This window comes from Sporocytophaga myxococcoides, assembly GCF_000775915.1.
Taxonomy (GTDB): Bacteria; Bacteroidota; Bacteroidia; order Cytophagales; family Cytophagaceae; genus Sporocytophaga; species Sporocytophaga myxococcoides_A.
In genome coordinates, this window is the sequence record NZ_BBLT01000003.1 from 443,943 (window position 1) to 466,097 (window position 22,155).

The 22,155-nt window shown below is 36.4% G+C and carries 22 protein-coding genes; 14 read left to right on the forward strand and 8 right to left on the reverse strand.

All coding sequences use genetic code 11. The features are described from left to right. The first annotated feature begins 65 nt into the window (after window positions 1-65). The 4 genes from MYP_RS09725 to MYP_RS09740 all read left to right on the forward strand — a co-directional run bounded on the left by MYP_RS09725 (window position 66) and on the right by MYP_RS09740 (window position 2,412). Window positions 66-860, forward strand: a complete 795-nt coding sequence (locus MYP_RS09725; RefSeq protein ID WP_045462172.1) for a hypothetical protein — start codon at window positions 66-68, stop codon at window positions 858-860. A gap of 83 nt (window positions 861-943) precedes the next feature. Next, complete coding sequence (locus MYP_RS09730; RefSeq protein WP_197060047.1) at window positions 944-1,270, forward strand: phage holin family protein; 327 nt, start codon at window positions 944-946, stop codon at window positions 1,268-1,270. Window positions 1,271-1,357: 87 nt separating this feature from the next. After that, window positions 1,358-1,651 (forward strand): hypothetical protein, encoded by a 294-nt coding sequence (locus MYP_RS09735; RefSeq protein WP_156140464.1) that lies wholly within the window; start codon window positions 1,358-1,360, stop codon window positions 1,649-1,651. Continuing rightward, window positions 1,648-2,412 (forward strand): geranylgeranylglyceryl/heptaprenylglyceryl phosphate synthase, encoded by a 765-nt coding sequence (locus MYP_RS09740; protein WP_045462181.1) that lies wholly within the window; start codon window positions 1,648-1,650, stop codon window positions 2,410-2,412. Before MYP_RS09735 ends, MYP_RS09740 begins: the two co-directional genes overlap by 4 nt. A 54-nt stretch (window positions 2,413-2,466) precedes the next feature. On the opposite strand, the gene MYP_RS09745 is transcribed toward MYP_RS09740, so the two are convergent. The 7 genes from MYP_RS09745 to panC form a co-directional block, all read right to left on the reverse strand. After that, window positions 2,467-3,390, reverse strand: coding sequence for an AraC family transcriptional regulator (locus tag MYP_RS09745; protein ID WP_045462184.1), 924 nt, complete (start codon window positions 3,388-3,390; stop codon window positions 2,467-2,469). 173 nt (window positions 3,391-3,563) lie between these two features. Further along, window positions 3,564-4,706 (reverse strand): acyl-CoA dehydrogenase, encoded by a 1,143-nt coding sequence (locus MYP_RS09750; protein ID WP_045462187.1) that lies wholly within the window; start codon window positions 4,704-4,706, stop codon window positions 3,564-3,566. A gap of 140 nt (window positions 4,707-4,846) precedes the next feature. Continuing rightward, window positions 4,847-5,542, reverse strand: coding sequence for a zinc metallopeptidase (locus tag MYP_RS09755; RefSeq protein ID WP_045462190.1), 696 nt, complete (start codon window positions 5,540-5,542; stop codon window positions 4,847-4,849). Between the two features lie 17 nt (window positions 5,543-5,559). Continuing rightward, a complete protein-coding gene (rfaE2, locus tag MYP_RS09760; RefSeq protein ID WP_045462193.1) occupies window positions 5,560-6,042 on the reverse strand; it encodes a D-glycero-beta-D-manno-heptose 1-phosphate adenylyltransferase in 483 nt (160 codons plus the stop codon). Continuing rightward, window positions 6,029-7,045: a lysylphosphatidylglycerol synthase transmembrane domain-containing protein gene (locus tag MYP_RS09765; RefSeq protein ID WP_045462196.1), complete on the reverse strand. Its 1,017-nt coding sequence runs from the start codon at window positions 7,043-7,045 to the stop codon at window positions 6,029-6,031. The genes rfaE2 and MYP_RS09765 overlap by 14 nt, the downstream gene beginning before the upstream one ends. Before the next feature lie 5 nt (window positions 7,046-7,050). Beyond that, window positions 7,051-7,398 (reverse strand): aspartate 1-decarboxylase, encoded by a 348-nt coding sequence (panD, locus tag MYP_RS09770; protein ID WP_045462199.1) that lies wholly within the window; start codon window positions 7,396-7,398, stop codon window positions 7,051-7,053. Window positions 7,399-7,436: 38 nt separating this feature from the next. Continuing rightward, a complete protein-coding gene (gene panC / locus MYP_RS09775; protein WP_045462202.1) occupies window positions 7,437-8,276 on the reverse strand; it encodes a pantoate--beta-alanine ligase in 840 nt (279 codons plus the stop codon). Between the two features lie 137 nt (window positions 8,277-8,413). Between panC and MYP_RS09780 the strand changes: the two genes are divergently transcribed. The 8 genes from MYP_RS09780 (at window position 8,414) to MYP_RS09815 (ending at window position 17,228) form a co-directional block, all read left to right on the forward strand. After that, window positions 8,414-9,223 (forward strand): glycogen/starch synthase, encoded by an 810-nt coding sequence (locus MYP_RS09780; RefSeq protein WP_045462205.1) that lies wholly within the window; start codon window positions 8,414-8,416, stop codon window positions 9,221-9,223. Further along, on the forward strand, window positions 9,207-10,628 hold the full coding sequence (locus MYP_RS09785) for a DUF4270 family protein (RefSeq protein ID WP_045462208.1): 1,422 nt from the start codon (window positions 9,207-9,209) through the stop codon (window positions 10,626-10,628). The genes MYP_RS09780 and MYP_RS09785 overlap by 17 nt, the downstream gene beginning before the upstream one ends. 54 nt (window positions 10,629-10,682) lie before the next feature. Further along, on the forward strand, window positions 10,683-12,518 hold the full coding sequence (gene glmS / locus MYP_RS09790) for a glutamine--fructose-6-phosphate transaminase (isomerizing) (RefSeq protein ID WP_045462211.1): 1,836 nt from the start codon (window positions 10,683-10,685) through the stop codon (window positions 12,516-12,518). A gap of 107 nt (window positions 12,519-12,625) precedes the next feature. After that, the gene (locus tag MYP_RS09795) at window positions 12,626-13,009 is read left to right on the forward strand and encodes a RidA family protein (RefSeq protein ID WP_045462213.1); all 384 of its coding nucleotides are present in this window, start codon (window positions 12,626-12,628) and stop codon (window positions 13,007-13,009) included. Between the two features lie 60 nt (window positions 13,010-13,069). Then, the gene (gene gltX / locus MYP_RS09800; protein ID WP_045462216.1) at window positions 13,070-14,623 is read left to right on the forward strand and encodes a glutamate--tRNA ligase; all 1,554 of its coding nucleotides are present in this window, start codon (window positions 13,070-13,072) and stop codon (window positions 14,621-14,623) included. 4 nt (window positions 14,624-14,627) lie between these two features. Then, window positions 14,628-14,864, forward strand: a complete 237-nt coding sequence (locus tag MYP_RS09805) for a hypothetical protein (RefSeq protein ID WP_045462219.1) — start codon at window positions 14,628-14,630, stop codon at window positions 14,862-14,864. Window positions 14,865-14,929: 65 nt separating this feature from the next. Further along, the gene (locus MYP_RS09810; protein ID WP_045462222.1) at window positions 14,930-15,574 is read left to right on the forward strand and encodes a phosphatase PAP2 family protein; all 645 of its coding nucleotides are present in this window, start codon (window positions 14,930-14,932) and stop codon (window positions 15,572-15,574) included. Between the two features lie 4 nt (window positions 15,575-15,578). Then, the gene (locus MYP_RS09815) at window positions 15,579-17,228 is read left to right on the forward strand and encodes an ArnT family glycosyltransferase (protein ID WP_045462225.1); all 1,650 of its coding nucleotides are present in this window, start codon (window positions 15,579-15,581) and stop codon (window positions 17,226-17,228) included. A 7-nt stretch (window positions 17,229-17,235) separates the two neighbouring features. Here MYP_RS09815 and MYP_RS09820 read toward each other — a convergent pair whose 3' ends face one another. Continuing rightward, window positions 17,236-17,979 (reverse strand): glycosyltransferase family 2 protein, encoded by a 744-nt coding sequence (locus tag MYP_RS09820; protein WP_045462228.1) that lies wholly within the window; start codon window positions 17,977-17,979, stop codon window positions 17,236-17,238. 116 nt (window positions 17,980-18,095) lie between these two features. Here MYP_RS09820 and MYP_RS09825 point away from each other — a divergent pair, with 116 nt between their 5' ends. Both MYP_RS09825 and MYP_RS09830 read left to right on the forward strand, forming a co-directional pair. After that, window positions 18,096-19,307, forward strand: a complete 1,212-nt coding sequence (locus MYP_RS09825) for an NAD(P)-dependent oxidoreductase (RefSeq protein ID WP_045462231.1) — start codon at window positions 18,096-18,098, stop codon at window positions 19,305-19,307. A 93-nt stretch (window positions 19,308-19,400) separates the two neighbouring features. Then, window positions 19,401-22,151, forward strand: a complete 2,751-nt coding sequence (locus tag MYP_RS09830; RefSeq protein ID WP_045462234.1) for a 2-oxoglutarate dehydrogenase E1 component — start codon at window positions 19,401-19,403, stop codon at window positions 22,149-22,151. Window positions 22,152-22,155 lie beyond the last annotated feature (4 nt).

The following is a 22,155-nucleotide window of genomic DNA, read 5'->3' on the forward strand; positions in this document are numbered from 1 at the left end:
ATAAATTTTCGGGACCCTCATTTTTTCACAATAAAAAATGAGGGTCTTTTGTTTTATCTTTGAATATGCGGTACCTAATAATTATTTTTTTCATTTATATAAGCACAGAGGTTGGGGCACAGGGTGTTTCAAAATTCTATCATCCTAATACATTCAGAGCCTCCATTTCAGGTAATTGCTATTTTCAATCAGGGACTTATATTTATATTGAGAGTAGTGGAAGTTATCAGGAGGGATTCTATATCAGAGATTTTTCTCCTTTTAATAAATTAAATTCAGTGGATTTAGGTATAGGTGTTCAATTTCAGATTTCTGAAAAATGGTCGGGTGGATTAAGTCAGAAATTAGCAAGAAGTCAGGTAAATGGATTGTCGTATACTGGATTTAATGTTGAGCATCAAGGAAAAATTAAAAATATTGACTTTATAAAATTAGCAACTCTGGAGTATAGAAAACATATAAATGCACCTGTAAATGACCTGGGAATGATTGCATTGCTTGGGGGGCTTCATAAATCTATAAAGGTTAAAGAGAGGCAGCTTGGTTTTATGGCTTCTTATAGAGCTTTTAAGATAAGAGAAATTGGGGGAGATGAATATTCCATATTTAGAAAGAGATTTATCAATAAAACTGTTTTAAGGATCGATGTTTACTTTGAAGCAATAAAAGGTATATATATCGGGCTTTTTGCTTTAAGAGATACTAACTATTACCCATCTGCAAATGCAGGGGCAAATGACAAGCTTAATATTATTACCCCAACTTATGGGGTAACTTTAAATTTTGTAATAAATGGGAAAAACAGATTAAACGTACTTCCAGGAATGCCTCCGTTACAAATTGTTGATTCTTTTTTTTAACATAAGTTTTACAGAAAAGTTATTAACTTACTAACGGATATTTTTGTCAATTCATGGAAAATGCCTTTTTAAAATTTCTCAAGTTGGAAGGATTGTTTGATAATATAAAAGGATACGTTGATAAACGTATACAGCTTTTTAAGCTGGAAATGATGGAGAAAGCATCTAATATAGTTGCTTCACTCTCAATTCTTTTTTTGCTTGCATTTATGTTTTTAATGATGCTGTTATTTTTTAGTCTAGCGCTTGGAAGTTATTTGAATTACTTGCTTGATAGCAGTTATATGGGGTATGTGGTCATGACTGTTTTCTTTTTTCTTGTGGTAATAATACTCGCATCCAATATTACTAAAGGCTTTTTACACCGGAAGATCCGGGATTTATTGTTACATATTCTCACCAAAAAGTAATCCATGAAGAGTCCACAATATATTTTAGAGGATGTCCATAGGCAAAGGGAGATTTTGCTTAAGGAAACAGATTTTCACAAAGAGGAAATGGATAAAAAAATTTCTTCTATGGCAACTGAGGCAAAAAAAATCGGAATGGGGCTTCTTTTGGTCGGAGGTGCATTTGCAGTAGCGTACCTTGTAACCAGAGGAATTTTTTCATCCAGAAAGCCAAAAGTGATAAGGCAATCTGGAAATGGCGTTACAGAGGTGGTCCTCAGAGAGCCTGGAAAAGAGTCTGAAATTGTAAGAATGATTAAAGATCAGATATTGCTTTTCCTCATGTCCATCGTAAAAGAGAAGCTAAACGCTTATCTTAAAGGTATAGAAATTAAAAAATGAGTTTTTTGTATCAAGACTTAATAGAAAAGAAAAAAAAAGGGTTAAAATCATTTGCAGTTCTTTTGGATCCGGACAAAATTGATGATCAAAAATGTCTGAGTATTGTCAGATCCGCAGAGGAAGAAGGTGTAGATTATTTTTTCATTGGTGGAAGTCTTATGACTAGTGGTGATATGGAGAGGACCATTAGCATTATAAAAAATCAAAGTTCAATTCCTGTTGCAATATTTCCGGGAAGTAACCTTCAGATTTATCCCAATGCTGATGCCATATTGTTGTTAAGCCTGATTTCAGGGAGAAATCCTGAATATCTCATAGGGCAACATGTGGTAGCAGCGCCTTTACTTAAAAGGTCTGGTTTGGAAGTTATATCTACAGGATATATGCTGGTTGATTGCGGAAAGCCTACAACAGTTTCTTATATCAGTAATACTACTCCGATACCGTATGATAAGCCGGAAATAGCTGCTTGTACAGCTATTGCAGGCGAGATGCTTGGTTTAAAGCTGATATACCTGGAAGGTGGTAGTGGAGCCTTAAGGTCGATAAGTGGAGAGATGGTAGAGCAGGTGGTCCAGAATGTAAATCTGCCTTTAATTGTGGGAGGGGGGATAAGAGATGCAGAAACTGCAGTTAAGATAATGAAAGCAGGAGCTGATGTAATAGTTGTAGGTAATGCTATCGAAAAGAATCCAGGACTAATTGGTAAGATAGCTGCAATGAAAAGAGAGCTGAATGCTTCACAAGAAAAAAATCATTAGAACAAAAATTGCATAAAATAAAAAGTCGCTTGTTCAACAAGCGACTTTTTATTTTTATATGTTCATAAGAGACTCTCTTCTTCTCATTTTTCCCGCTGGTATTCCAAACATCATCTTGAACCTTCTGCAGAAGTAAGCGGTGTCTTTGTATCCTACTTCTCTTCCTATTTCACGAATACTCTTTTTAGAAGTCCTAAGCAGGTTTACTGCCATCTCCATTCTCTGATATTCGATATAATCCTGAGGGTTAATCCCTGTAAGCATTTTGAAGTATTGGCCTACATAATCTTCCGAAACGTTTGCCACATTAGCCAGTACTTTATTTGACAGATCTCCTCCAAGATGTTTCTTAATAAATGCAAAAATATCGATAAGACGAGGGTCTTTGAAGTATGTACTATTTGTTGCAAGTTGCTCCACAAATAATCTTTTCTCCAGAATGTATCTGATGATTTCAACTACAACACGTTCAGTATTTAGCTTTATTACCCTTTCTTTACCTGGATTATTTGAAAGATCCTCTTTGATGGTCTCAATGATATATTCAGCAAGTTTTGGCTGGTTGCTGATGATAAATGCAGGAATATCAAGGGAGGCAAAAAAGTTAACCGAATCAAATACCTTTGCTTCAAAAGTGATATAACTGAAAGAATCTTCATCTTGTCCAATGATACTTTTGTCTGTTAATGAACTGAAGAATTTGTCTCTGTTATTCAGCAAATCTTCATTAGTCAACTTCATAGGGTTGAACTTTCCGTAGGTTACAGAAGTCAGCCTTCCTCCAGGTATAAATAGAAGGTCACCCTCATTAACTTTTTGTTTCTCATCTCCAAAAGAGATTTCTCCTTTATGAAGCAGGTAGATCGTATTACCTACATCATAAAAGTTTTCAACTGTTAGAGATTGAAGAATTTTAATATTCTTCGATTTTATAAATCGAACACCCAGGGATTCGATGATTTTGTTATAATCTTCCATTACCTGATTCCTGTTTTTATTTGTAAAAAAATATGAAAAAAATATAATTCCTTATTTTTTCAAATTTGTACAAATCTAATATATAAAAAAAAGAATATCAAATAATTTTCTCAATAATTAATGTTGAATAATATTTTATCAATATTGAAAAATTAAAAAAAATAGTTAAAATATTAATTTTTCAATAAATCTCTGGATATTACAATTTTCTGAATTTCTGAGGTCCCTTCATAAATCTGGGTGATTTTTGCATCTCTCATAAGTCTTTCCACGTGAAATTCTTTAACAAAACCATATCCTCCATGGATTTGAACAGCTTCTACTGTTGCATACATAGCAACTTCTGAAGCATAAAGTTTTGCCATTGCCGCTGCTTTGGTATAATCTTTACCTTGATCTTTCAGATAGGCAGCCTTAAAGCAGAGCATTCTTGCGGCATCTATTTTGGTAGCCATTTCAGCGAGCTTAAACTGAATGGCCTGATGTTGAAAAATTTCCTTGCCAAAGGATTTTCTTTCCTGTGCATATTTCAATGAAAATTCCAATGCGCCAGATGCAATACCTAATGCCTGGGATGCTATTCCGATCCTTCCTCCATTTAGGGTTTTCATTGCGAAGTTGAAGCCGAATCCGTTTTCACCTATCCTGTTCTCTTTTGGAATTTTTACATTATTAAACATCAGAGAGTGTGTGTCAGAACCTCTGATTCCCAATTTGTTTTCTTTTTTTCCAACCTCAAATCCTGGCATCCCTTTTTCTACAATCAAAGCGTTGATTCCTTTGTGTCCTTTTTCTTTGTCAGTCTGAGCAATGACTATATAAACAGAGGCGGTGTTGCCATTTGTTATCCAGTTTTTAGTGCCGTTTAAAAGGTAATAGTCACCCATATCCTCTGCTGTAGTCCTTTGAGATGTAGCATCTGATCCTGCTTCTGGCTCTGAAAGACAAAATGCACCTATGATTTCTCCTTTAGCAAGAGGAATGAGGTATTTTTGCTTTTGAGCTTCTGTTCCAAACTTTTCTAAACCCCAGCAAACAAGAGAATTATTAACTGACATACATACGGAAACAGATGCATCTATTTTAGAAATTTCTTCCATTGCCAGAACATAAGAAATCGTATCCATACCGCTGCCGCCATATTTTGGATCTACCATCATGCCCATAAAGCCTAGTTCTGCCAGTTTTTTTATTTGTTCTGCAGGGAATTTCTGATGTTCATCACGTTCTATTACGCCAGGTAAAAGCTCTGTTTGGGCAAAATCTCTTGCTGCTTGCTGTACTGCTTTTTGCTCTTCTGTCAACTGAAAATCCATACTTTTTCTTGTTAGGGTGTTAGTTTCGTTAAATAACGGAATTTAAAAGAATTGGATTAAAGTTTGAATAAAAAAAAGCGATTCTTCTGAGAATCGCTTTTGGAATTTTTTGATTTGGTTACAGTGTACTTTTTTGTGTTTTAATCATTCCTCCTACCCATGAAGAGACTAAGGAAATATAACAGCTGTGCCATTGCTCCTGCTGCAGCTACTACATAAGTCATTGCAGCCCACCATAATGCATCTTTTGCCATTTCATGTTCTCTGGTGGTAACAATACCAGATTTTTCTGTCCAGGCTAGTGCTCTTCTGCTTGCATCAAATTCTACGGGAAGGGTAATAACCGCAAAAAGTGTTAGTACAAGATTGCAACCAATTATGATAAGTAAAACATAGGGCAAAACACCTGTTCCTCCTGCCAGAACGCCGCCGAAGACCAATACAAGCATGATTACGTTGAGAATTCGGGCACTGACATTTTGAACCGGAACCAGTGCAGATCTAAATTTTAGCATGCTGTATGCAGTAGCATGTTGCACAGCATGTCCACATTCATGGGTAGCAACGGCAACGGCTGCCGCATTTCTACCATAATAGACATCATGGCTAAGATTTACGGTTTTGTTAGCTGGGTTGTAATGGTCAGTAAGTTCTCCTTCTACTGAGATGATTTTTACATCATTAATTCCGTTTCCCCGCAGCATTTGTAGGGCAGCTTCCTGACCACTCACACCAGATTGCAAAGGAATCTGTGAATATTGACTGAATTTACTTTTAAGGCGTGCACTTACCAGCCAGCTTGCCAGCATAGTGACAATAGCAATAACATATAACATTGTTGACTATGGATTTTTTACTTGTTATGAGTTTTGATCTTTCCAATAATTCCGGTGGTAGAAAAGCCATCAACTAAATTAATGGTTTTGACTTCACCTCCATGTTTTATAACAATATCCGCACCAACAATATTCTCAATTTTATAATCGTCTCCTTTGACCAAAATGTCAGGAATTACATGACTAATTAGCTCAAAAGGCGTGTCTTCATCGAACAAAATGACAGCATCCACAAATTCCAATGCAGCAAGCAGGCGGGCTCTGGCATATTCGGGGTTGACAGGTCTTTCCGGACCTTTTAATTTTCTTACTGAAGCATCCGTATTTACTCCAACAATAAGTCTGTCTCCCAGTGATCTGGATTTTTCTAAATAATCAGCATGGCCAAGGTGAAGAATATCAAAGCAACCATTAGTAAAAACTACTTTTTCCCCACTTTCCTTCCATGATTTTACTTCTGGGATAATGCTTTCCCAGGTTTGTATTTTATCTGAGGTCATCAATTTGTGTTTTTCTTGATAGAAAAAGGGCAGCTATTACTGCAGCTCCTCCCACTATAATTACTGCTAAAGTCTGGGAGGTGTGTATTACTACAGCAAATGCTAATCCGTCTAATTTGCTTAAATTATAAAATCCCTCCAGTGCTGAGCTTACAAATTCATGGAATGCACCAAAACCGCCCTGGACAGGAGCTGACATGCCAAGCCCTCCTACAACTAATAATACTAAGCCAGCAGCTGGACTGAGGGAGGATGTAGCCTCTAAGGAAAAGAATACCAGGTATGTCATAAAATAATAACATAACCAGATAAAGATTGTATGAAAAATAAACTCGTTTTTTCTCTTTAAATTCCTGATGCTGAAAATCCCTTCAAGTACGCCTTTGATAAATGACAGTATTTTTTGATAAATAATTAAATTTTTAATTTTTTCTAGAAAAATTACGAAAAAAATGGCGCATAGCCCCAAAATTCCACTTCCCCAGAGAAACGGGTTTGAGATAAGACCTGCTTCCGCTGTAGGAGTTGTTTTATTAAATACCTTTTCTGAAAAAAAAGTCGTTAGCCTGTTAAATTCAAGTATCAGTGATAGGCCTATAAGTACGATTAGACAAATGAAGTCAAAAGCCCTCTCTGCTACGACTGTGCCAAAAGCTTTGTCAATAGGCACATGATCTGTTCTTTTTAATACTGCGCATCTGGAGATTTCCCCCATTCTTGGAAGAAATAGATTGGCGAAATATCCGACCATTACAGCTACAAAGGTTCGGCTTGTTTTGGGTTTATATCCCATTGGCTCCAAAAGAAGGTTCCATCTTCTGGCTCTTGAAAAGTGACTAAGAAGATTAATTGAGACGCCAAGAATTACCCAGGAAAGCTTTGCTTGTTTCACTTTGTTGATCATTTCTGTAACGTTGACTGTGCTCAGGACATAAAAAACGAGAGCAACAGCTAAAGCCAGTGTTAAAGAGTACTTAATTATATTTTTAATAAGCGAAGACATGAATATCAGATAAGTTTATTGTTCTGGTCCGGGAATATAACGGTAGGCTTCCAGATTTTAGCATCTTCGAAGTCCATTCCCGCATACGAAATAATAATAATTATATCACCAACCTGTACTTTTCTGGCTGCAGGGCCGTTCAGGCAAATCACTCCACTTCCTCTCGGGCCCGTAATTACATAGGTTTCAAAGCGTTCTCCATTATTAATATTTACAATCTGAACTTTTTCATTTTCAATTATATTAGAGGCATTCATCAGGTCTTCATCTATGGTAATACTTCCTACATAATGGAGCTCTGCCTGAGTAACCTTTACTCTGTGAATTTTTGATTTTAATACTTGAATTTGCATTTCGCTAAAAAGGAGGTATGGTAACTTTGATTGTAAATTTAAATTAAGATATTGTCTATAAGGCGAACGCCATCAACGTATGCAGCAACACATATCGCAATTCCTTTGTGCTCCTTAACATCCTTTATAGGCATTAAAGTTTCACTATCAGTAATTTCAAAATATTCTAGTTTTATCTCTTTTATATTTTTGTAAAAATCTCTGACTTTGGCTTTCGTATTTTCAACAGAAGAGTTTTCTAGCAGTTTGGCAGCCAGCAGGAGCGATTCATTTAACTTTGCAGCTACGTTTCTTCCTTTTGGCGTCAAGCGCTGATTCCTTGAAGACATTGCCAGTCCGTCTTTTTCCCTTATTACCGGGCATGATTTGAGCTCTATAGGAAAAGTAAGATCCTTCACCATTTGCTTTATAATTAAATATTGCTGCAAATCTTTCTGTCCAAAATAACTAATGTCAGGTTGTACAATATGAAATAATTTTGCGACAACTATTGCAACTCCATTAAAATGCCCTGGCCTGAATTTCCCTTCCATAACAAGTTCTAGAGAACCAAAGTCAATTTTTATCCTTGGCTCCTCAATATACATTGATTCAGCAGAAGGCATAAATAGAAGGTCACATCCGGCATTTTCCAGCATTTTAAAATCTTCTTCCAAATTTTTTGGATATAAAATGAAGTCTTGTGCGTTATTAAACTGAATTGGATTGACGAATATGCTGCAAATGGTAAAATCATTTTCCCTTTTGGAGCATTCTATTAAAGAGATATGCCCCTGGTGAAGTGCACCCATGGTAGGTACAAAACCGATACTTTTATATTCCGGTTTTCTTCTTTTAATATATTTAAGTAGTTCAGAAGGTTCCTTAATTATTTCCATATCACGATATAAACAAAATAAAATTGGGCAAAATAAGCAGTTAATACTATAAATTCCTTGAAAATTGAGAAAAAATTTTGTAATTTCGTGGGCCCGTAAACTATTTAGTTTGATTTTAACCAAATCTCTCGCAAAATATGTCTAGACTTCGAATTCTTTATGTTGCAGCCGAAATAAATCCATTCTTACAGGTAACTGAGGTAGCGGATTTTGTTCGGAAGCTGCCACAAGCAATGCAGGAAAAGGGGATGGAAATTAGGATTTTAATTCCTAGATTTGGAGTGATCAATGAACGAAAAAACAGATTGCATGAGGTTGTAAGGTTGTCCGGAATCAACATCGCAGTCGGCGATGAAGAGAAACCACTGATTATCAAAGTTGCCTCAATCCCTAATGCAAAACTTCAGGTTTATTTTATTGATAATGAGGATTATTTTCAAAGAAAACATGTCTTCGTTGATAAAGAAAATAAATTCTATCCGGATAATGACGAAAGAGCAATTTTCTTTTGTAAAGGCGTTCTCGAAACTGTAAAAAAACTTGGCTGGTCACCTGACATAATCCACTGCAATGATTGGATGACAAGTTTAATCCCTCTTTACCTTAAAACAAGATACAAACAAGATCCCGTTTTTAAAGCTACTAAGTCTGTATTTACAATTTATAATAATTCGTTTAATTATAAGTTTGATAAAGACTTGCTGGAAAAAGTTAAAATGCTTGATATTGAGGATAAAATGCTTTCTCATTTAAAATCTGCTGATTTTGAAGGTTTTGTGAAAATGGGAATTGAGTATGCTGACGCAGTTTTAAAGGCTGAAGAATCCTATAGCGAAAGTTTGAATAAACTTTTTAACAGCTTCGAAAAAGAAAAGAAAATTAATGTCCTGGAGGAAGATGACAATTTTGAAAGCTACTATAATTTTTATAATGAACTTATTAACTAAAAAATCAGGGCTGCTGTTTTTACTTGCAGCCCTTATTATTTTTTCCTGTAAAAAAGAGCCGTCAAGGATAGGGTATAGCTTACAGCCTCCTGATTTACAGACAGATTTAAAGTTTAATGATTCTTTAATTGCCCAGACCAGCACGGTTTTAGTTAATGATTCAATAGTTACCTCTAAAATAGTTACGGTAAATAGTTCAAATACTTCCGTACTGACTAACGTATATGGCCTGGTCGGACAGTCAAAAGATCCTGTTTTTGGAAGAATAACTGCCAAAACTTTTGGGCAATTAAGATATAATAGGGCAGGAAGTTTCGGCTTTGGTAACAATCCAGTATTTGATAGTGCTGTATTTTCGTTGCTTCCAAGTGGTTATTTTGGAGATACTACTAGTGCCAGTCGGGTAGACCAGACTATTTCTGTATATCAGTTGAGCGGAACATTGGACTCTGCTGCTGTTTATAAAGCTACATCTCCTGAAATTCCTTATGATTTAGGTAAAAAACTGGCAACATTTAACTTCCCTGCTAATAAATCAGTGCCTTCGTCATATACTGTCAGGCTTTTAGATGAACAATTTGCAAAAGGGATTATTGAAAATGGAATTACTTCAGATGCTGCTTTGTTGAACTACTGCAAAGGAGTTGCTTTAGTTGCAGAAAATAAGGATGCTGTAGTTAGGCGATTTTATTTGGCTCCCGGTTCGACTACATTTAGCGGAATAAGGATTTATTATCATAATGATCAGACTTACTCCTCGGTAACTTTAAACTTCACTTATAATAATCCAAAATTTTATACAATAGAAGCTGACCGATCGGGAACGCCGATTGCAGGATTGGGCAACCAAAGTTATGGGGCTGCAATTACCGGAAACTTGTCTTATGCACAGGCAGGGACAGGTGTAATGACAAAGCTTTCTTTCCCTGGATTGGAAAGTTTTCTGACGGAAATGAAAGAAGGAGAGCAAATCATTATTAATAAAGCTGAAATTGTAATAAAAACTGACCAAACCAATTCTTTTGGTTATCCTATACCTCGTATGAATTTATATCAGACAGGTGAAAATGGAAAGATGTTAAAACTTAACAATATTTCAGCAGCTGTTCAGGCAAATGGTGTGTACCAATATGGAACAGAAAATCCTGCCAATTCTTATTTTGATTACGTGAATAAGCTTTATAAATTTTCCATTGGATCATATCTGCAGGCAGTGGCAGATAAAAAAATTGTATTGAGACCATTTTTAGTGGGTGCTTCGGAGACTATTTTAAAATATAATGATGGAACAGTTGAAGGCGGGCCACTGAATTTTTATAGTCTTGACAGGTCGGTTTTGAAAAATGACCCTTCAATAGAAGCTGATCGAATAAAATTGAACATATATTATACGATCGTAAAGTAAAATCAAGTTAGAATAAAAACTGATCTGTTAATTTAACCCCCCATTGAAAGAAAGATGTGTGGAATTGTTGCTTACGTTGGAAATAAAGAAGCTACACCGATTTTAATAAAAGGTCTTAAGCGACTTGAATACAGAGGATATGATAGTGCTGGAATAGCCCTTTTAAACGGTAACCTGAATGTTTATAAGAAGAAAGGTAAAGTAAGCGAGCTTGAAGAATACCTAAAAGATCAGAAAGTTGATAGTAATATAGGAATAGGTCACACACGTTGGGCTACTCATGGGGTTCCTAATGATGTGAATGCTCACCCGCACTTTTCCGGTAAAAGAGAACTTGCTATCATCCATAATGGAATCATTGAAAATTATGCCTCGCTTAAATTGGATCTGGAACAAAGGGGACATGTGTTTTTAAGTGAGACGGATTCAGAGGTTTTTATCCATTTCATAGAGGATATCAGAGATAACAATCAATGTTCTCTTGAAGAAGCGGTAAGGCTTGCTCTTACAAAAGTAGTGGGGGCTTATGCTATTGTTATTATTTCTAAAGACGATCCGAATCAACTGATCGCAGCAAGAAAAGGAAGCCCATTGGTAATTGGCCTTGGCCAAGGTGAATTTTTCATAGCATCTGATGCGTCTCCTATCATTGAATATACGAATGAGGTTGTCTATCTTAATGATCTTGAAATTGCAGTAATTAAAGATGGACGATTAAGTATTAAGACTATTGAAGATGTTCAGACTACTCCTTATATACAGAGACTTGATCTTGAGCTAGATCAGATTGAAAAAGGGGGGTATGAGCATTTTATGCTCAAGGAAATATTTGAGCAGCCAAAATCAATTAAGGATTGTCTCAGAGGAAGGGTCATTTCTGAACAAGCTCATTTAGCACTTGGAGGAATCAGGCAGTATCTGAATAAACTTGTTAATGCTGACAGAATCATCATTCTTGGCTGTGGAACATCATGGCATGCAGGGCTTGTGGCGGAGTATATTTTTGAAGAATTTGCCAGGATACCTGTTGAGGTGGAATATGCATCTGAATTCAGATATAGAAATCCCATTATTAAAGAAGGGGATGTTGTAATTGCAATATCTCAAAGTGGAGAAACTGCAGATACTCTGGCAGCTATTGAACTAGCCAAGGCGAAAGGAGCGATTATATTTGGAGTTTGTAATGTTGTAGGTTCTTCAATTGCGAGAGCCTCACATGAGGGAGCGTATCTGCATGCAGGTCCTGAAATCGGGGTTGCAAGTACAAAAGCGTTTACAGCTCAGGTTACAGTGCTTACAATGATGGCTATTATTGTTGGTCATCGAAGAGGGACTATCAAAGAAAGTCTGTTTCATCAGCTTTTGGTTGATTTGGAAAATCTTCCAGTGAAAGTCGAAAAAGCTCTGAAAACTAACGAGCAGATTAAATATATTTCCTCAATATTTAAGGATGCAAGGAACTTCCTTTATCTTGGAAGAGGAGCTAATTTCCCTGTTGCTTTGGAAGGAGCTCTCAAGTTGAAAGAAATATCATATATCCATGCAGAAGGCTATCCTGCAGCTGAAATGAAACATGGTCCAATTGCCCTGATTGATGAAGAAATGCCTGTAATGGTTATAGCTACAAAAGATCAGACTTATGAAAAAATTGTAAGTAATATTCAGGAAGTCAGAGCAAGAAAGGGAAAAGTAATAGCTATTGTTACCGAAGGGGATAAACAAATAGAGGCTATGGCAGATTTTGTGATCGAAGTGCCTGGAACACATGAGTTTTTGATGCCTATCATATCTGTGGTTCCGCTCCAGCTTTTATCCTATCATATTGCTGTGATGCGTGGCTGTAATGTGGATCAGCCTAGAAATCTGGCTAAGTCAGTAACAGTTGAATAAAATTTTAGAAAAAGGGAACATAAAAGTTCCCTTTTTTTTTATCTAAAGGGTCATTATTTCGGATAAAAAACTTTTTTAAGCTATTTTTAGACCCTAATTCAGAAATTATGGCCAAGAAAATAATAAACAGTCAATCAGCCCCTGCCCCGATAGGACCATACAGCCAGGCAGTTAAAGCTGGCAATACCTTGTATATTTCCGGACAAATTGCATTGATTCCTGAAACAGGAGCTATGGATAACAAAACTATTCAGGAAGAAACTCACAGGGTAATGAAAAATCTCGGAGAAATTTTAAAAACCGCAGGCCTGAATTATTCTAATGTGGTAAAAACTACCATTTTCGTAAAGGATTTGAATAATTTTGTAGCTGTCAATCAGGTATATGGAGAATATTTTAGTTCAGAGCCTCCGGCAAGAGAAACGGTTGAAGTGAGCAGATTGCCAAAAGACGCTAATGTTGAGATTTCCTGCATCGCTGTGACAGAATAACTAAGAGAAATCTTAAATTTAATTTACTTGTTAAAATAATACCGAAGAGGATATAGGAATATGGAAAGAGAAGTCAGAGTGAGATTTGCTCCGAGCCCAACGGGAGCACTGCATATAGGTGGTGTCAGAACAGCATTGTATAATTATCTTTTTGCCAAGAAGCATAATGGAAAAATGTTACTCCGAATAGAGGATACTGATCAAAATCGCTTTGTACCAGGTGCTGAAGAGTATATTCTGGAGGCTTTGGATTGGATTGGAATCAAGCTTGATGAAGGAATAAGGGAGGGAGGACCTAATGGACCATATCGTCAGTCGGAAAGAAAGGCTTTATACATGCAGTATGCATTAAAGCTTGTGGAGGAAGGCAATGCATATTATGCATTTGATACGTCTGAAGAGCTGGATGCAATGCGTGAGAGACTTAAAGCAGCGAAAGTAGCTTCTCCTCAATATAACGCGATAACCAGAGCTACAATGAAAAATTCACTTACTCTTCCTGAAGATGAAGTGAAGAAGAGACTGGCTTCCGGAGATCCTTATGTAATTCGTTTAAAAGTTCCCCGAAAAGAAGAAATTCGTCTTAACGATATGATCAGAGGTTGGGTAATGGTTCACTCTTCTTCTCTGGATGACAAGATTCTGATGAAGTCCGATGGAATGCCTACTTACCACCTGGCTAATATAGTTGATGATCATTTAATGGGTATTACACATGTAATTCGTGGTGAAGAATGGTTGCCAAGTGCCCCTACCCATGTTCTTATTTATAAATTTTTAGGGTGGGAATCAACTATGCCTCAGTTTGCGCACCTTCCACTTCTGTTGAAACCAGATGGTAATGGAAAGCTTAGTAAAAGAGATGCGGAGAAACATGGGTTTCCGATTTTCCCTTTAAATTGGGAGTTTACAAATCCTGAAGATGGTAAGACTGAAAAAATTATAGGGTTCCGAGAGGAAGGTTATTTACCTGAAGCTGTGGTTAATTTCCTTGCTTTTTTAGGTTGGAACCCAGGTACCCAACAGGAGTTGTTTTCCATGGAAGAATTGATTCAAGCATTTAGTCCAGAAAGAATTGGAAAATCAGGTACCAAATTCGATATTAATAAAGCTAAATGGTTCAATCAACAGTATCTTAAGGCAAAAACTGCAGAAGAATTATCAGGTTATCTTACAGGACAATTAAATGCTAAGGGGATAAAGTTTGATGCTTCTAAAATCTCCAGAATCATCGAATTGTTAAAAGAACGTGTTACCTTCCCTAAAGACTTCTGGGAAGAAGGCCGTTTCTTCTTCAATAAACCTGAACATTATGACACGGCAGTGGTTAATTCTAAGTGGACCAATGAGGCTGTGAACATCATTGTTGAGTTTAAAGACGAACTGAAAAAAGAATCTGAAGTAAGCGCAGATCGAGCAAAAGATTTACTCAACCAAGTGCTTGATAAAAACGGAGTCAAGATTGGTAAAATGCTTCAGGCATTAAGATTGGCAATTACAGGAGCAGGTTCTGGTCCTGACTTGATGCAGATTATTGAGGTGTTAGGAGTTAAAGAAACAGTTAGTCGGATAGATTCAGCTTTGCAGGTTCTCAGCGAACATGTAAAAGCTTAAAGCTATGGCTAAAAGAAAAGCAGCTAAAAGAGAAAAACCAAAGGTAAATAAAGAACTCGATGGTTTTGATATCAGAGTGAATACGTTTGGAGAAATTGTATCCAGTTTTGATCTGGACAAGGTTAATGACTTCCTTGATAAGAATGTTGATGATAAGAAACTTAGAGGAAGAGAAGATTTGAAGAAAGGTCATCCCATCACAGAGGAAGATGATATTGAAGAGGAGAACGATGAGAATTAGCCTTTCTGCTAATAGAATAAATTAGTTTATACATATATTTTGAGAGCAGCGCTTTGTTAAACGTATTGAAAAATACGGGATATTTCTTTTATTTATTTCTACTGTATTTAATAACAGGAGCTGTTCTCTTATTCCTTTTTTTTAAAGGTCCGATTGAGATTTTTGTCAATCAGTTTCACACACCATTCCTTGACGAATTTTTCCAGATTATAACAATGTTTGGTGAAGGAATTCTTCCTATCTGCATTATTATAATCCTTTTCTTCAGAAAGATTTATTATGGAATAGTTGCTAGTGTTTCATTAATAGTCAGCACTATTATTGTTCAAAGCCTAAAGCGTACAATTTTTAGTGATGTATTAAGACCTAAAGCTTATCTGAAGGATGTTCCTGATTTATATTATATAGAAAATATAGAAATATATTCCCTTCATAGCTTTCCTTCCGGACACTCTTCCGGCGCGTTTACTTTGTTTATAGTACTCGCTTATTTTGCTAAGAATAAAATCGTTCAGGTATTTTATTTTGTAATGGCATTTATGGTTACACTTTCGAGGGTTTATATGATGCAGCATTTCTTTATTGATACATACTTTGGTGCTGCTATAGGAGTATTGATTTCTGTTATTGTTATTTACTATTTTGAAAATTACAGCAGTCTTAAGAATAAGCCTTTTGCCGATAAACCAATTTATAAGCTAAACTCCTAGATCTATGTATCTGCGTTATCTTCCCTATTACCTTATAATTGCTCTGGCCGGGGCTGTTTTATTTTTACCGTTTCTGGGGAGTGTGCATCTATTTGATTGGGATGAAATAAACTTTGCAGAGTCTTCAAGGGAAATGATTCTTAGCGGGGATTATTTCCGGGTTCAAATCAACTACCAGCCTTTCTGGGAGAAGCCTCCACTATTCTTCTGGTTGCAAGCAGCAAGCATGCATTTGTTTGGATTTAATGAATTCGCAGCGCGTTTCCCGAATGCCATAATTGGTATTATTACTCTTCTTGCTATCTTTAAAATAGGAACAAAAGAGTTTGATTTAAAATTTGGGTTGTTCTGGGTAATGTTTTATGCCGGATCCTTTTTGCCCCATTTTTATTTTAAATCCGGAATTATTGACCCACTATTTAACCTTTGTATATTTCTGGGAATTTACTTTCTGAGTTTAGTAGCTTCAGAGGATTATCAGAAAGGAGGAAAAAGAAGAGTTGAAATTTTGTTAGCCGGAATTTTTATCGGCCTGGGCGTATTGACTAAAGGCCCCGTTGCAATGCTGATAGCTATACTTGTTTCTTTATCCTTTATGGCAGTTAGAAGAAAGCCGGGTGTTTTCAAGTTTACAGAAATTGCGATGTTTTTCTTTACTGCAGGCCTGGTTGCTTTTCTATGGTTTGGCTTAGAAATTATTAAAAACGGTTTTTGGTTTATTGAAGAGTTTATAGACTATCAGATTCGTTTATTCAAAACCCAGGATGCAGGCCACGGGGGGCCGTTTTACTATCATTTTGTAGTATTGTTACTAGGCTGTTTTCCAGCTTCCTTGTTTGTCTATAAATCATTTGGTAAAGTATATACTGACACGTACAGACAGAAGGATTTGAAGTTATGGATAACCATTTCTCTTTTAGTTGTACTTATTTTGTTTTCCATAGTAAAAACTAAAATAGTGCACTATTCTTCTTTCTGTTATTTCCCGATTACTTTCTTAGCTGCTTATGCCCTATATAAAATAGATACCAGAAAGTTGCGCTTAAAAAAGTATTTTAATATAAGTTTTGGTGTTATTGGCATTACTGTAAGCCTCGCTTTAATCCTTCTTCCTTTGTTCTATAAGTTTAAGGATAAATTACCTCTGGATAAATTATTTCCAGACCGTTTTGCGAGAGCGAACATGGATGCTGTAGTTCATTGGTCCGGCTTTGAATCTCTTGCAGGGGCCTTTTACCTGATTGCTGTTATCGTTGCTCTTGTGCTTTTATCAAAGGACCAGGTTACCCGTGCAGCAATTCTAATCTGTTGTTCAACAATGATAGTTATAGAGCTGTCAATGGCATTGGTAGTTCCCAAAGTTGAAAAATATTCACAGGCAGCTGCCATTGAATTTTTTGAAAGCTTGCAAGGAAAGGATGTATATGTTGAAGTAGTCGGGTATAAGAGTTATGCTCAATATTTCTATTCTCAAAGAAAACCTGGATATAATAATGGAAATCCCGTTGATTTAAATGTTTTGTTAACAGGAAAGTTAGACAAGCCAGCCTATTTTATAACCAAAGTAGGACGTGAAGGAGACCTGGAAAAAGCTCCGGGAGTTGAAAAAATAGGAGGGAAAAACGGCTTTTTATTCTATCGCCGTTTACCCTGATAATGATTTATTTTGAATAAATGGGAGATTTGATAATTCCCAGCTTGTGGAAGAAGTGAGTCAGAGAAACTTTCAATACTCCTAAGCCATATATAGAACTTCTTTTAAAGTTGATTGAAGAAGCTTCTTTAAAATATTTAGTTGGACAAGTAACTTCTGCAATTTCAAAACCTGCCATAAAAATCTGAGAAAGCATTTGATTGTCAAAAACAAAATCATCAGAGTTTTTATGGTAGGCTATTGCTTCCAGTGCGGTTTTCGAAAAAGCTCTGTAACCAGTATGGTACTCACTTAATTTCTGATTGATCAGAATATTCTGTGACAAGGTAAGGAATCTGTTGGCAATATATTTATACATTGGCATTCCTCCTTTAAGAGCACCTTTACCGAGAATTCTGCTTCCCAGGACTACCTGATACAAATCATTTCCGATTATGCTGGTCATGGCATGAATCAGTTTAGGCGTGTATTGATAATCAGGATGTAGCATTATAACAATATCAGCACCTAGTTTCAGGGCAGTATCGTAACAGGTTTTTTGATTTCCACCATAACCCTTATTCTGAGTATGAACAACCACATGTTTTATCCCTATTTCCCTAGCCACTTTTGCAGTCTGGTCTTTACTTGCATCATCTACAAGAATTACTTCATCGACAATATCAAAGGGAATCTCGTCAAATGTTTTCTTTAATGTAAGTTCCGCATTATATGCCGGCAGCACTACCACGACTTTTTTGTTGTTGTACATAAAATATTGAGAGAATTCAGGTTCAAATTTCCTTGCAAATTAAGATATTTAGACCTGTTTATGAAACAGCAAGGGAAAATTTGTCCGTATGAGGATTTTTAAATGTTAATTTAGCCATGAAAACGATAAACATAGGAATTCTAAGAGAAGGCAGAATTCCAACAGACAGGAGAGTTCCTTTGTTACCGGAACAATGTAAGGCAATAAGCGAAAAATATCCTTTTGTTAAATTTTTTATTCAGCCTAGTCCTGAACGTTGTGTTAAAGATTCTGAGTATGAGTCGCTTGGTTTTCCTTTGCAGGAAGATTTATCTTGTTGTCATATTCTTTTTGGAGTGAAAGAAGTACCTATTCCACTTTTGCTTCATGATAAAACCTATTTCTTTTTTTCTCATACTATTAAGAAACAACCTCACAATAAGAAATTATTGCAGACGATCCTTGAAAAGAGAATCAGGCTTATTGACTATGAGGTTTTGACAGATAAAAATAGTAACAGAATTATCGCTTTTGGCAGATATGCCGGGATTGTTGGTACTTATAATGCTTTTTATACATATGGTCAAAGATTTGGTCTGTATGATTTGAAAAGGGCTTATGCTTGTTTTGATTATTCGGAATTAAAACAAGAACTAAAAAAAGTGACCTTACCTCCAATTAAAATTGCTTTAACAGGCGGTGGAAGAGTAAGTAATGGGGCGATTGAAATATTAAAGGAGCTTAAAATTGCCAAAGTTTCAGCTTCTGATTTCCTGGCCCAAAATTTCTCTTATCCGGTTTATTGTCAACTCAGATCTGCAGATTATCATAAAAAAAGAAATGGAGAGGCATGGTCCGGGGAGGAGTTTTATAGCCATCCTGAAAGATTTTATTCAACTTTTTATAAATATGAAAAAGTTACGGATCTTCTTATTGCCGGTGCATATTGGAATCCTAAGGCTCCAGCACTTTTTACCAAAGAAGATATGCTGAGAGACGATTTTAGGATAAAGATCATTGCAGATATTACCTGTGATATAGACGGTTCTATACCATGTACTAAACGCCCTTCAACGATAAATGATCCCGTATATGACTACAATCCATTTACAGGGGAGTTGGAATTGGCCTTTTCAAATCATGATAATATAACTGTGATGGCAATTGATAATCTTCCAGGGGAACTTGCGAGAGATGCAAGTAAAGACTTTGGAAGACAACTGATTGAAAATGTACTCCCGAACCTTCTTGGTGATGATAAGGATCGAACAATTGAGAAAGCAACTATAACAAAGGGAGGAAAGCTTACAGAAAAGTTCGCGTATCTGGAGGACTTTGTAAGAGGTTAATTAATTGAATTATAGAGATATTTGAACATGCGAATGTTCGATTATGTGGATTAGAATAAAAATTGCATATTTGCTTTAATAATTATAATTTAAATGGAAAAATATTCATATATCAGTAATGCTCACACAGATTACCTGGATGAACTTTACAAAAGCTACAAAGAAAATCCTGAGTCAGTAGATTACAGCTGGCAAAAATTTTTCGAAGGTTTTGATTTTTCAACTCAGAAGTTCGGAGAAAATGGTGGCAAAACTAATGGTCATGCCGCAAAGGGCGCAACAGTTTCTTCAGATGCAGTTCTAAAGGAAATTAAAGTCAGTCAGTTAATCCATTCCTATAGAAGCAGAGCCCATTTAAAATCTAAAACCAACCCTGTAAGAGAAAGAAAAGACAGAAAAGCTTTACTCGATCTCAGGGATTTTGGTCTTTCAGATGCTGATCTTGATACTCCTTTTCAGGCAGGTGAGCAATTGGGGATTCCAGGAGCTTCTTTGCGCAAAATTATTGAGACTTTAAAATATATATATGAAGGCCCGATAGGCTTCGAATATTCTTATATTAGAGAGCCTGAAATTTTAGAGTGGATTAAAGATAAAGTAGAGAAGGAATCTCTCAATTATAGGTTAACTGCTGAGGAAAAGAAAAGGATTCTTTATAAACTGAATGAAGCCGTTGTTTTTGAAAACTTCCTTCACACGAAATACATTGGTCAGAAAAGATTCTCTCTGGAAGGTGGTGAAACTACAATTCCAGCTCTTGATGTTTTAATCAATATAGGAGCTGAACATGGTGTAGAAGAAGTTGTGATTGGTATGGCACATAGGGGAAGACTAAACGTTCTTGCCAATATCATGAATAAAACCTATGAGCATATCTTCAATGAGTTTGAGGGTACAGCAGTTCCAGACCTTACGATGGGTGATGGCGATGTGAAGTATCACATGGGATATTCAAGTGAGGTTACTACTGTTAATAACAAGAAAGTTTATCTGAAGCTTGCTCCCAACCCTTCTCACCTTGAGGCTGTAGATCCTGTAGTTCTGGGTTATGTAAGAGCAAAAGCAGACAGAATCTATAAATACGATTACAAAAAAATCCTTCCGGTATTGATTCACGGTGATGCTGCTGTTGCGGGTCAGGGAATTGTTTATGAAATCGCTCAGATGTCTAAGCTTCCGGGGTATAATGTAGGTGGAACAATCCACTTTGTGATCAATAATCAGGTTGGTTTTACTACAGACTTTGATGATGCGCGTTCCAGTATCTATTGTACAGATGTCGCAAAAATCATAGATGCTCCGGTACTTCACGTTAATGGTGATGATCCTGAAGCCGTGGTCTTCTGTATGAAGGTAGCAGCAGAATACAGACAAAAATTCCAGAGAGACATTTTCATTGATATGGTGTGCTACAGAAGACACGGTCACAATGAAAGTGATGAGCCTAAATTTACACAGCCATCTCTGTACAATATTATTGCAAGACATCCGAATCCAAGAGAAGTATACAACAAAAAACTTATTGATAAGGGTGATGTTGATGCTCAACTTGCGAAAAATATGGATAAGGAGTTTAGAGAGATGCTTCAGGATCGTTTGAATCAGGTGAAGCAAAAAGCTCTTCCATATACTTTCCAGAAAATGGAGAAAGAGTGGCAAGAGCTAAGACGCTCTACTCCTGCTGATTTTGAACAATCACCGGAAACATTTATTTCACAGGAAACTGTCGATAAAGTTGGTAATGCTCTTTCAACTATTCCGGATGGTTTCAAGCCTTTGAAGCAAATTGAAAAACTTCTTAAGGAAAGGAAAGAGCAGTTCTTTGAAACTAAAGTATTGAACTGGGCTAGTGCTGAATTACTTGCTTATGGTTCGCTTCTTCTTGACAGAAAGATTGTAAGAATAAGCGGACAGGATGTTCAGAGAGGTACTTTCTCTCACAGGCATGCTGTTCTGAAAGATGCTGAAACAAATGAGCCATACTTTACTCTTAATAACATTGCAGATAACCAGAAAAGCTTTAGAATTTACAACTCACTACTTTCTGAAAACGCTGTTCTTGGTTTTGAGTATGGCTATGCAATGGCCAATCCTAATGCGCTAGTGATCTGGGAAGCACAATTTGGTGATTTTGCCAATGGAGCGCAGGTAATGATTGATCAGTTTATTTCAAGTTCCGAGACCAAGTGGCAAAGGCAGAATGGAGTTGTAATGCTGTTGCCACATGGCTATGAAGGACAAGGCCCCGAACACTCAAGTGCAAGACTGGAAAGATTTATAGAACTAGGTGCTGATTATAACATTATTGTTGCAAACATAACTGAGCCTTCAAACTTCTTCCATGCTTTGAGAAGACAAGTGACCTGGCCGTTCAGAAAGCCTTTGATCGTTATGTCTCCTAAATCGCTGTTAAGAAACCCTGCAGTAATTTCTCCGATGAGTGAATTCACAAGTGGAAAGTTCAGAGAGATAATTGACGACAAAGAGGCAGATCCTAAAAAAGTGAAAAAACTTTTATTGTGCACTGGAAAGGTTTATTACGATCTACTTGAAGAGAAGGTAAACAATAAGAGAAGCGATGTTGCTATCGTAAGACTTGAGCAATTATATCCACTTGCTCAGGATCAGTTGAATACTGTTCTTAATAAGTACAAAGGTGCCAAAGTCCTTTGGGTTCAGGAAGAACCGGTAAACATGGGAGCATGGGAGTATATATTGAGAAATCTGTATAAGAAAGCCGATATAGATGTAGTTGCCAGAGATGAGGCTGCTTCTCCTGCGGTGGGGTACCTGAAAGCTCATAATGAATCACAAAAAGACCTTGTACAACAAGCTTTTGCATAATAAT